The 10,980-nt window shown below is 71.7% G+C and carries 9 protein-coding genes and 3 pseudogenes; 9 read left to right on the top strand and 3 right to left on the bottom strand.

The features are described from left to right. Window positions 1–94: 94 nt before the first annotated feature. The 6 genes and pseudogenes from ABZ281_RS19495 to ABZ281_RS19520 all read left to right on the top strand — a co-directional run. Window positions 95–616, top strand: a pseudogene (locus tag ABZ281_RS19495) (biotin synthase BioB); the annotation flags it as partial. Beyond that, window positions 609–1,925, top strand: coding sequence for an adenosylmethionine--8-amino-7-oxononanoate transaminase (locus tag ABZ281_RS19500; protein WP_356657063.1), 1,317 nt, complete (start codon window positions 609–611; stop codon window positions 1,923–1,925). The pseudogene ABZ281_RS19495 and the gene ABZ281_RS19500, both read left to right, overlap by 8 nt. Before the next feature lies 1 nt (window position 1,926). Beyond that, complete coding sequence (bioD, locus tag ABZ281_RS19505; protein ID WP_356657065.1) at window positions 1,927–2,652, top strand: dethiobiotin synthase; 726 nt, start codon at window positions 1,927–1,929, stop codon at window positions 2,650–2,652. A gap of 170 nt (window positions 2,653–2,822) precedes the next feature. Continuing rightward, complete coding sequence (gene bla / locus ABZ281_RS19510; protein WP_356657067.1) at window positions 2,823–3,746, top strand: class A beta-lactamase; 924 nt, start codon at window positions 2,823–2,825, stop codon at window positions 3,744–3,746. Window positions 3,747–3,984: 238 nt separating this feature from the next. After that, complete coding sequence (locus ABZ281_RS19515) at window positions 3,985–4,692, top strand: endonuclease/exonuclease/phosphatase family protein (RefSeq protein WP_356657069.1); 708 nt, start codon at window positions 3,985–3,987, stop codon at window positions 4,690–4,692. 76 nt (window positions 4,693–4,768) lie between these two features. Further along, window positions 4,769–5,443, top strand: a complete 675-nt coding sequence (locus tag ABZ281_RS19520; protein WP_356657071.1) for a class I SAM-dependent methyltransferase — start codon at window positions 4,769–4,771, stop codon at window positions 5,441–5,443. A 12-nt stretch (window positions 5,444–5,455) separates the two neighbouring features. Here ABZ281_RS19520 and ABZ281_RS19525 read toward each other — a convergent pair whose 3' ends face one another. Next, on the bottom strand, window positions 5,456–5,830 hold the full coding sequence (locus ABZ281_RS19525) for a fic family toxin-antitoxin system, toxin component (RefSeq protein ID WP_356657077.1): 375 nt from the start codon (window positions 5,828–5,830) through the stop codon (window positions 5,456–5,458). Between the two features lie 4 nt (window positions 5,831–5,834). After that, window positions 5,835–6,074 carry a hypothetical protein gene (locus tag ABZ281_RS19530; RefSeq protein WP_020270799.1) on the bottom strand — a complete coding sequence of 80 codons (240 nt, stop codon included), beginning with the start codon at window positions 6,072–6,074 and terminating at the stop codon, window positions 5,835–5,837. A 135-nt stretch (window positions 6,075–6,209) separates the two neighbouring features. Between ABZ281_RS19530 and ABZ281_RS19535 the strand changes: the two genes are divergently transcribed. Next, window positions 6,210–7,025, top strand: coding sequence for an ABC transporter ATP-binding protein (locus ABZ281_RS19535; RefSeq protein WP_356657073.1), 816 nt, complete (start codon window positions 6,210–6,212; stop codon window positions 7,023–7,025). Window positions 7,026–7,029: 4 nt separating this feature from the next. Then, window positions 7,030–8,235, top strand: a pseudogene (locus ABZ281_RS19540) (FtsX-like permease family protein); the annotation flags it as partial. Between the two features lie 593 nt (window positions 8,236–8,828). Here the strand turns inward: ABZ281_RS19540 and ABZ281_RS19545 are convergent. Next, entirely contained in the window at window positions 8,829–9,428 is a 600-nt protein-coding gene (locus tag ABZ281_RS19545) for a cadmium resistance transporter (RefSeq protein WP_356657075.1), read from the bottom strand. Between the two features lie 268 nt (window positions 9,429–9,696). Between ABZ281_RS19545 and ABZ281_RS19550 the strand changes: the two are divergent. Then, window positions 9,697–10,980: pseudogene (locus tag ABZ281_RS19550) on the top strand (hypothetical protein); the annotation flags it as partial.

Consider the following 10,980-nt stretch of genomic DNA (forward strand, 5'->3'; position numbering starts at 1 on the left):
GGGCTGCGCCCCAAGCCGCCCGAGCAACTGGTGCTGGCCGCCGAGTTCGCCTCCGCCGCCGCGGCCTGCGACGCCGTGTGCCGGATCATGGAGGGTCGTCTTCTCGCTGCGTGAGCTGGACCCGGACTCGGTTCCGGTCAACTTCCTGATCCCGTTCGAGGGCACCCCGCTCGGCAAGGAGTGGAACCTGACCCCGCAGCGGTGCCTCAGGATCCTGGCGATGACGCGGTTCGTCTGCCCGGACGTCGAGGTGCGGATCGCGGGCGGGCGCGAGGTCCATCTGCGCACGATGCAGCCGCTCGCGCTGCACCTGGCCAACTCGATCTTCCTCGGCGACTACCTCACCAGCGAGGGCCAGGCCGGCAAGGCCGACCTGGAGATGATCGCGGACGCGGGCTTCGAGGTGGAGGGCGCCGACCAGGTGACGCTGCCGGAGCACCGGGCCGCCGGAGGCTGCCACGACGGTGGCGGAGTCTGCGGTTCCGAGGGTGGCGGAGGCTGCGGCTCCGACGCCGCCCCGGAGGTCTCCGAGCCCCGTACGGCCGCCGACGCCCGTACCGACCTGGTCGCCGTGCGCCGCCGGGGCGCCGGGACGGACCTCGCGCCCAATGCCTGAGCCGGCCGTCTCCGAGCTGCTGGAGCTCGACCGGCGGCATGTGTGGCATCCGTACGGTCCGATGCCCGGACGGCAGGAACCGCTCGTCGTGGAGTCGGCGAGCGGGGTGCGGCTGCGGATCGCCGAGGGCTCGGGAGTACCGGACGGTTCGGGAGTGCCGGACGGTCCGCGAGAGCTGGTGGACGGGATGTCGTCCTGGTGGTCGGCGATCCATGGCTACAACCACCCGGTGCTCAACGAGGCCGCCCGCGAGCAGCTCGGGCGGATGAGCCACGTGATGTTCGGCGGGCTCACCCACGAGCCCGCCGTACGCCTGGCGAAGCTCCTTGTCGACATGTCGCCGGAGGGTCTGGAGCATGTCTTCCTCGCCGACTCCGGTTCGGTGTCGGTCGAGGTCGCGGTCAAGATGTGCCTGCAGTACTGGCGTTCGCTGGGCCGTCCCGGCAAGCAGCGGTTGCTGACCTGGCGCGGTGGCTACCACGGCGACACCTGGCAGCCCATGTCGGTGTGCGATCCCGAGGGCGGGATGCACGACCTGTGGACCGGGGTGCTGCAGCGTCAGGTGTTCGCCGACCCGCCCCCTGCGGAGTACGAGGAGGCGTACGCCGAGCAGCTGCGATCGCTGATCGAGCGGCACGCCGGTGAGCTGGCCGCGGTGATCGTCGAGCCGGTGGTGCAGGGCGCGGGCGGGATGCGGTTCCACTCCCCCGCCTATCTGAGGGTGTTGCGCGAGGCGTGCGACGCGCATGACGTGCTGCTGGTGTTCGACGAGATCGCGACCGGGTTCGGCCGTACGGGTGCACTGTTCGCGGCGGGGCACGCGGCCGTGACGCCGGACGTGATGTGCGTGGGCAAGGCGCTGACCGGCGGCTACATGACGATGGCGGCGACCCTGTGCACCGCGCGGGTGGCGGACGGCATCTCGCGGGGCGAGGTACCGGTGCTCGCGCACGGTCCGACGTTCATGGGCAATCCGCTGGCGGCGGCGGTGGCCTGCGCGTCGATCGAGCTGCTGCTCGGCCAGGACTGGCTCGCCGAGGTCAAGCGGATCGAGGCGGGGCTGCGGGACGGGCTCTCGGCGGTCTCGGACCTGCCGGGCGTGACGGACGTGCGGGTACTCGGCGCCATCGGCGTCGTGCAGCTGGACCACGCCGTGGACATCGCGGCGGCAACGGCGGCGGCCGTGCGCGAGGGCGTGTGGCTGCGGCCGTTCCGCGATCTGATCTACACCATGCCGCCGTACGTGACGGGCGACGCGGATCTGGCCCGGATCGCGCGGGCCGTGTGCGCGGCGGCGCGGGAGGGATGACATGCCGGTACTGGTGATCACGGGCACGGGCACGGAGGTCGGGAAGACGGTCGTGACCGCCGCAGTGGCCGCGTCGGCACTGGCCGCCGGCCGCTCGGTGGCCGTGCTGAAGGCCGCGCAGACAGGGGTACGGCCGGATGAGCCCGGGGACGCCGCCGAGGTGGAGCGCCTCGCGGGCCCGGTGACGACGGCCGAGCTCGCCCGTTTTCCCGAGCCGTTGGCGCCGGCCACGGCAGCACGGCGGGCCGGACGGACCCCGGTTCATCCGCACGAGGTCGCGGAGGCCGCCGCCAAGCTGGCCACCGAGCACGACCTGGTGCTGGTCGAAGGGGCGGGTGGACTGCTCGTCCGGTTCGACGCGGCCGGCGGTACCCTCGCGGACGCGGCCCGGCTGCTGGCAGCGCCGGTGCTGGTCGTGACCCCCGCGGGGCTCGGCACCCTGAACACGACGGAGCTGACGGCGCGTGAACTGCGTGCGCGGGGGCTGGACCTGGCCGGGATCGTGATCGGCAGCTGGCCCGCGGCCCCGGATCTCGCCGCGCGCTGCAACCTCGCGGATCTGCCGGACGTGGCCGGAGCCCCGCTGCTGGGCTCCGTTCCGGCCGGATCGGGTGCCCTCTCCCCCGCCGCCTTCCGGACGGCCGCGCCGCACTGGCTGGCGCCGCGGCTGGACGGCTCATGGGACGCGGAGGCGTTCCGGGTCCGGGAGGCGCCGGAGGCCTTCTGAGGGATCGGGCGGGCGTGCGGTGAGACAGGCCGGCCCGCGGGCGCGGTGCGGAATCTGACGGCCCGCACGGGCACGGCGAAACCGGCCATCCGGCCAGGCGCGCAGTGAAACCGGTCATCCGGGCCCCTGGTGAAACCGGTGCGGACGTGATCGCGTGTTGAGGTACGTACGTGATCGCCTCCGAAGGGACCACCTTGCACACGAACGGATCACGCCCCTCCCGCCGTACCGCCCTCGTGCTGGGCACGGCCGCCGCTCTCTCGCTGGGCGGCGGCACGGCCCACGCCTTACCCGGCACGGCCGGGGTCACCGCGCGGCTGCGGGAGCTGGAGCTGGAGCACACCGCCCGGCTGGGCGTGTACGGCCGCAACCTGCGCACGGGCCGGAGCGTGGCGTACCGGGCCGACGAACGCTTCCCGATGGCCTCGGTGTTCAAGGCGCTCGCCGCTGCGGCCGTCCTGCGCGACCTCGACCGGGACGGCGAGTTCCTGGCCCGGCGTATCCACTACACCCAGGAGTACGTCACCAAGTCGGGCTACTCCCCCATCACCGAGGACCACGTCGCGACCGGCATGACCGTCGGCGAACTGTGCGACGCCACCATCCGCTTCAGCGACAACACCGCGGGCAACCTGCTCCTGGAGGAGCTGGGCGGGCCGACCGCCGTCACGCGTTTCTCCCGCTCGGTCGGTGACCGGATCACCCGGCTCGACCGCTGGGAGCCCGAGCTCAACTCCGCGGAGCCGTGGCGCGTGACCGACACGACGACCCCGCGCGCCATCGGCCTGACTTATGCCCGGCTCGTGCTCGGCACCGCGCTGGAGCCCCGGGACCGGGCGCGGCTCACGGACTGGCTGCTGCGCAACACCACCAGCACCGAGAAGTTCCGCAAGGCCCTGCCCGCCGACTGGCTGATCGCCGACAAGACCGGCGGCGGACGCCACGGCGGCAACAACGACGTCGGCATCACCTGGCCGCCCCACGGCCCGCCGATCGTGATATCCGTCCTGACCACCCAGCCCGAGGAGGACGCCCCGGCCGACGATCCGCTGGTGGCCGGCGCTGCCGCCCTGCTGGCGGCGGAACTCGCGTAGGGGGTCGCGTGGTCGGCACGGGCAGGCTGCGGCCTCGGGACGCCTGGCTCGTAGGGGGCGCCCTCGGTGTCGCCGGTGTGCTCGCCCTGCACTCCGCCGTGCCCAACGGGGTCGGGCGGCTGGGGAGCCTGCTGGAGACGTTCCTGCCGTGGCTGGGGGCGGCGGTACCCGTGCTCGGCTGTCTCGCCCTGCTCGGGCGGTCGGGGGCGGGCTGCTCGCCTGCCTCGCACCCGGGGCCGTGTGGCTCTGGATGTTCGGCGGGATGTGGTTCTCCTCGCCCCCGGCCGCGTCCGGCCTGACCGTCGTCCAGCACAACGTGGCCGACGACGACACCGACCCCGCCGGTACCGCACGGGCCCTGCTCGCCAGCCGCGCCGGGCTGATCGCCGTCGAGGAACTGACGCCCTCGGCGCGGCCCGCGTACCAGGACGTCCTGGGCGGGTCCCATCCGCACCGGGCGGTCCGCGGCACGGTCGGGCTCTGGTCCGCGTACCCTCTGTCGGACGTGCGGCCCGTGGACATCCGGCCGGCGGGCTTTCCCGAGAGCTGGCAGCGCGGTCTGCGGGCCACGGTGTCCGCGCCCGGCGGCGAGCTGGCCGTCTACGTGGTCCATCTGCCCTCCGTGCGCCTGGGTGCGACGGGCCTCGCCTCGGCGGCCCGTGACGAGAGCGCGGCGCTGCTCGCGACGCGGATCGCCGACGACCCGGCCCGCCGGCTCCTGGTGGTGGGCGACCTCAACGGCACGGTGCGGGACCGCGGGCTCGGCCCGCTCACCTCCCGACTCGACGCCCCGCCCACGGGGTTCGCGTTCAGCTGGCCGGCCGGCCTGCCGGTGGCGAGGATCGACCAGGTGCTGGGGCGAGGGGCCGAGGTGACGGAGGTGTCGGCACTGGAGGCGACCGGCAGCGACCACCTCCCCGTGCTGGGCCCGGTACTCCTTCGGTAGGCGGCAGGGGTGCGCCCGGCCCGTCCGGGGGACAATCGCCCTAAGGCGCAAGGCCAGCCTCGTCTGGGAGGTCCTCATGCCGCTCCGCTCCGGCAAGGTGCCACGGGACGCCGTGCACCATCCGCTCTTCGCCCGCTGCTACGCCCGGGTCAGTGTCGCCGCCGAGACCCGGATGGGCATGGGCCGGGTCCGCGGGAGACTGCTCGACGGGCTGTCCGGGCGGGTGATCGAGATCGGCGCGGGCAACGGGCTGAACTTCGCGCACTACCCGGGCACCGTCGCGGAGGTCGTCGCGATCGAACCGGAGCGGCGGCTGCGGCACCTGGCCGTGGAGGCCGCGCTGCGCGCCGAGGTGCCGGTGGACGTGGTGCCGGGTACGGCCGAGGCGCTGCCGGTCAAGAGCGAGGGCTTCGACGCGGCCGTGCTGTCGCTGGTGCTGTGCAGTGTGCGGGACGTGCCCCGGGCGCTCGCGGAACTGCGGCGGGTGCTGCGACCGGCCGGCGAGGTGCGGTTCTTCGAGCACGGCCGCGGCGGTGGCCGGGCGATGACCTTCACGCAGCATGCCCTGGACCGGACGGTGTGGCCGGTGCTGAGCGGGGGCTGCCATGTGGCGCGGGAGCCGGTGCGGGCGCTGCGCGACGCCGGGTTCGAACTCGGCCCCTACCGGCAGGTGCTGATGCCCGAGGATGGGCCGCGGCTGCCCAGCTCCTACTGCGTGCTCGGCACGGCGTGGCGTCCGGTCAGCGGGTAGTCCGGCCGGTGGTCACAGGCTCCACTGGCGCAACTCCCGCTCGATGTCCCGTACGGACGCCTCACCGCTCTTGACCAGCCGGGCGAGGTCGCGGATCTGCTCGGGCGAGGTGATGACCTTGACCCCGCTGGCGACGAGATAGGCGTAGGCGACGGCGGAGGCGAACAGGGCGTTGGAGCGTTCCAGCGCGGGCACGTGGAGGAGGAGCTGGAGCAGGGCGGCTGCGCGGGCGTGCGGGCTGTCGTAGACGGGGACGTCGAATATGGTGGCCCGGTGGCGGGCGACGGCGGCGACGAGGGCTCCCCAGTCGGTGACCTGGGGGTCCCCGGGGGTCTTGTGCTCGGCGAGCATCAGCAGCCAGGAGAGGTCTATTTCGAGGTTGTTCAAGGGTTCAGTGGCGACCTTCGCGCGTGCCCTCACGGTCTGCGCCGAACTCCTCGGCGAAGACGGACTCGTACTGCTTCATGAAGTCGGCGGCGGCTTCCACGAAGGTGTGGCCGACCTCGCCGGTGTCCTGTCTGACCAGTTCCTCGATGTAGCGGTTGACGCTCATCCCGCGAGCCAGGGCGCGTTCACGGGCGGCGCGGGCGGTGCCCTCGTCGACGCGGACGTTCAGCTGGGTCTTTGCCATACCTCGAAGCTAGCGCGCAGGCGCTAGCACCGGCAAGGGTGGAGTCCGCCCTGCGGAGGATACCGAGTGTGGGCCGGGTCACATTACCCTCGGGCAGGGCCAGGAGGTTCTGACGTCCACCCAGAGGAGGCGGCCTTGTCCACACCTGCTGCGGAGCACGCTCCCGGTCTCGCACCGGCCGACGGGATCGCGGCCCTCGCCCGCGGTCTGACCAAGGCGTACGGCTCGGGCGAGACGGCCGTGCTCGCGCTCGACTCCGTGGACGTGGACATCGTCCGGGGCCGGTTCACCGCCGTGATGGGTCCGTCGGGCTCCGGGAAGTCCACACTGATGCACTGTCTGGCGGGGCTCGACACCGTCTCGGCCGGACAGGTATGGCTGGGCGACACGGAGATCACGGGGCTCAGGGAGCGCGAGCTGACGCGGCTGCGCCGGGACCGGATCGGGTTCATGTTCCAGTCGTTCAACCTCATCCCGACCCTGGACGCGCTGGAGAACATCACCCTGCCGATGGACATCGCGGGCAGGAGGCCGGATGAGAAGTGGCTGGACCAGGTGATCGACACCCTGGGCCTGCGGGACCGGCTCCGGCACCGGCCCTCGCAGCTGTCGGGCGGGCAGCAGCAGCGCGTGGCCTGCGCACGGGCGCTGGCCTCCCGGCCCGAGCTGATCTTCGCGGACGAGCCGACCGGCAACCTCGACTCACGGGCCGGTCTGGAGGTGCTGGGCTTCCTGCGCGAGGCGGTCGACCAGCTGGGGCAGACCGTCGTCATGGTCACCCACGACCCGGGAGCCGCAGCCCACTCGGACCTGGTGCTCTTCCTCGGGGACGGCCGGATCGTCGACGAGATGCGGCGCCCCACGGCGGAAGCGGTCCTGGAGCGGATGAAGAGGTTCGACGTGATCCGCACCCGGTACGAGGACGCCCCGGCGTCACCCGAGGAGAACTGAGCCCGTGCTCAAGGCGACCCTGCGGAGCTTCCTGGCGCACAAGGGGCGGCTGCTGCTCTCCGCGCTCGCCGTCCTGCTGTCCGTCGCGTTCGTCACGGGGAGCCTGATCTTCTCGGACACCGTCAGCAGCACGTTCGACCGCTTGTTCGCCTCCACCGCGGCCGATGTCACGGTCAGCCCGAAGGAGGACCTCGACGAGGCGGTGCCCTCCGGCCGGACGGCCACCCTGCCGGCCGCGCTCGCCGCACGGGTCCGGCAGGTCGACGGGGTCGCGGCGGCCCGCGCCGACGTCAAGGTGAACGGCCTCACGGTCGTCGACGAGGACAACCGGCCGGTGGGGCCGACCACCGGGGCGCCGACGCTCGGCAACGCCTGGAACCCGAACGAGCGCAGCCCGGTGAAGCTGACCTCGGGCCATGCCCCACACGGTCCCGCCCAGGCGCTGCTCGACTCCGAGACCGCCGACCGCAGGAACGTGCGCATCGGCGATCCCCTCACCGTCATCGCGCCCCCCGGGTCGTTCAAAGTGCGGGTCGTCGGCATCGTCACGTTCACGACCACGAACCCCGGCTCCGCGCTGCTCTACTTCGACACGCCCACGGCTCAGACGAAGCTGCTGGGCCGGCCGGGGGCGGCCACCGCCATCTCGGTCGACGCGGCGGCGGGCGTCAGCGACGATCAGCTCAAGCAGCGCGTGGTCGCCGCGCTCGGCGCACACACCTACGACTTCAGGACGGCCGGCGAACAGGCCGAGTCGGACGTCGAGCAACTGGGCGGGTTCCTCGACGTCATCAAGTACGTGATGCTCGGCTTCGCCGGGATCGCCGTGCTGGTCGGCGTGTTCCTGATCGTCAACACCTTCTCCATGCTGATCGCCCAGCGCACCCGCGAACTCGGATTGCTGCGCGCGCTCGGTGCCGACCGGCGCCAGGTCCGCGGCTCGGTGCTCACCGAGGCCCTGCTGCTCGGCCTGGTCGGCTCCACGCTGGGACTCGCCGCGGGCATCGGGCTCGCGGCCGGGCTGATCGGGCTGATGGGCCTGCTCGGCATGAACATCGACGCCGACGAGATGCAGATCGGCTGGGTGACCCCGGTGGCGGCGTACGTCGTCGGGCTCGGCGTCACCTTCGTCGCCGCGTACCTCCCCGCGCGGCGGGCCGCGGGTGTCTCGCCGATGGCCGCGCTCTCGGACGCCGAGGTCGCCGGGGTGGCTGTTCCAGCACGGCCTGCAGATGGTCGTCGCTCCAGCAGCGGCCGTTCCACCGGTCCCAGTGCAGTGCCTCGCCACGCCGGACGTGTCCCGGCTCCTCGCTGCACTGCACCCAGCCGTAGCTCTCCGGGGCGGCGTCGAAGAACATCGCCGAACACGCACCCGCCACAGGTTCAGGGGTTGGGCCGTACAGCCCCAACCGGTCCAGCAGACCGTCCGCGAGTTTCTCCGCCGCCTCCTCATCCAACTCTGTGGCAGCCGTAATCAGCTCCAAGAACTGCCCGTACCTGCCCTCCGGCGTGATGGTCGGCAGAGACGTCTTCGGCGGGATCATCAAGTCCTCCAACACCAAATCGAGTAAACCCCTTCACTCTTCAGGCGCGGCACGGACCGGAAACGACAATAAATCTTAAGAAGGTGATGCGTGTCACACCGACCGGGAAGGGTCCTCTCGACTTCAGCGGCCGGTGAGCCACCGTCATCGAGTTTCGTCGGCGTCCTTCACAGGAGCAGCGGGCGGACACCGTTCACCCGGTGTCCTCTGACACTGAACCTGGACCGATGGTCATCGAAGTTGGACCAGCGGATTCGGCTCAGAGGCCGAAGGCGCCGCCTTCGATGAGGATGAGCAGGCCGATGGCGATGAGGACCACGGGCAGCAGGATGTGGCCCCAGCGGGCGAGGGCCTTGGCGATGACTGGGCGGGTGGCGAAGAACTTGCCTGCGAAGCACCACACGGCGACCAGGAGCAGGAAGACGATGGCGTACACGCTCATGCCGCCGATGCCGGCGGTGGCGAGCACCGGGACGTAGACGCCGATGTTGTCGCCGCCGTTGGCGAAGGTCACCCCGGCAACTTCCAGGGAGCTCGGTCCGCCCTCCTTGGCGAGGGCCTCGTCGCCCTCGCCGGTCTGGTGGTTCTTCCATACCTGCCATGCGGCCTTGAGACCGAGGGCGAGCGGGAGCAGTCCGAGGTAGGGGATGGCCGACTCGGGCAGGAAAGTGGCGCCGAACGCGGCGGCCACGGCCACGGTCAGGATGGCGGCGAAACCGAGGTACTGGCCGAGCACGATCTTCCGGGTGGACCCGCGGTGGCCGGCGCCCTGGGCGAAGAACAGCGCCAGGATCAGGATGTCGTCGATGTTGGTGACGGCGAACAGCCCGGCCGCCTGACCGATGATGCCCAGGTTCACGAACCCGCCCACTCCACTCGCACGACAAGACTCAGTGACCCTACTTGGGCCCAAACGAAGAGACGTGGCCGTCCTGAACAGCGTGATCGGGGTTCGCTGTCACGAACCGGCTGGTGGTCCAACTTCGATGACAATCGGTCCAGGTTCGCCGTCACCGGACACCCGGCATCTGAAACGACCTTGGAAACTAGTCCGCTTCGACTGTCACACCGCGCGTCGTTCGCACACCTGTAGCAGGTGACAGCGGACCTCACAGCGGGAGCAACACGTGACCCACACCCTCACTCCGTACACGCCCCGGCAGCAGTGGGGCCTTCGCACGACCGACACGGTCCTTGACCCGGTCGCCATGCGCCAGATGGCCACGGGTGAGTCCGAGGAGACTGCCCGAGCCGAGCTCACGGACGCCCAGCACCTCATCTCGGTGCCCACCCCCGGTCAGGCCCGAGGCGAGGCTCGGGTCTTTCAGGCACTCATCACCGCCTATGGCCGCCACCGCCCCATACTCACCGGCGGCCCGTTCGGCATCCGCAGTCTCACCCCTCGCACCGATGAACTGGTGGTGAGGATCGCGCCCTCCCAGGTGGATCGGTGGATCGACGCCCTCGCCTACCGGCAGGGCGGGACCGGCGTCGCAGGACTGCGCTGGGCCGGCCGGCGAGACGGGATCATCCTGACCTTGCCCAGAACGAAGATGCTTCTCGCCGACATCAGCGAGAGCAGCTGGCGTGCTGCGCTCGGACGCCGGACCGCCGACCAGAGCAGCCTCATGCCGCATTGGATCCCCCAGCTCCCTGGCGAGGCCGAGCACACCGCCACCCAGGACGCCGAACTCGCAGGCGCCTGCGACCACCTCTGCGCCACCCTGCGCCGGATCCGGCTTGTCGACGCCCTCACTCGCGGGAGCGGTCACGTCCACCTGTTCACCACCCGCCACCACGGCGACCTCCACCTGATCGAGGCGTGCGAGGCCACCCCCACCGTCCTGCCGTTGTGGACCTCCCGGTCCCTGCCCCTGGCGCTGTGGCCCGCCGGCCCGATCCTCGCCCCGGGCCCGACAGACCCACGCACTGCTGTGCTCGACCTCCTCACCGAGATCGAACCCGCCCATGCCCCCTCCAGCGCCGCAGACCACCGCGCCGCCCGCGCCCTGTGCCACCTCACCGGCCTGAGCACCGCCCCCGTCCTTGTCCAGGCCGCCGAGCACGTTCTCGACGTCGCCACCCACGTCCTCGCCGACCCCGCCCACGCCAGCTTGTACGCCTCCGGTGGCTGGGCAGGCAGCTGCCGCACGTATCCCCAAGGCACCGTCCACGGCACAGACCCGTGCCTCCCGCCCGGCGCCGAGCAAGTCACCGACCTCCCCGAGGACGTACTCCAGCGTCTCGGCAGGCACTTCTCCAGCCGATCCTCCGACACCTCGCGCACCGACCTCGTCAACGCCGGCCAAGAAGAACTCGTCCACCTGCTCGACTGGGCGCTCGCCGCCGCGACCCGCCCCACTAGCCGTCGGGACTGGAACCCCAACGGGGCCGACGGCACGCTTCAGCAC

This window comes from Streptomyces sp. NPDC006265, assembly GCF_040613555.1.
Classification (GTDB): domain Bacteria; phylum Actinomycetota; class Actinomycetes; order Streptomycetales; family Streptomycetaceae; genus Streptomyces.

Excerpts from the sequence above, each read along its gene's own strand:
- bioD (WP_356657065.1), top strand. The coding sequence starts at position 1,927 with ATGCCGGTACTGGTGATCACGGGCACGGGCACGGAGGTCGGGAAGACG.
- ABZ281_RS19500 (WP_356657063.1), top strand. The coding sequence starts at position 609 with ATGCCTGAGCCGGCCGTCTCCGAGCTGCTGGAGCTCGACCGGCGGCAT.
- ABZ281_RS19520 (WP_356657071.1), top strand. The coding sequence starts at position 4,769 with ATGCCGCTCCGCTCCGGCAAGGTGCCACGGGACGCCGTGCACCATCCG.
- ABZ281_RS19530 (WP_020270799.1), bottom strand. The coding sequence starts at position 6,074 with ATGGCAAAGACCCAGCTGAACGTCCGCGTCGACGAGGGCACCGCCCGC.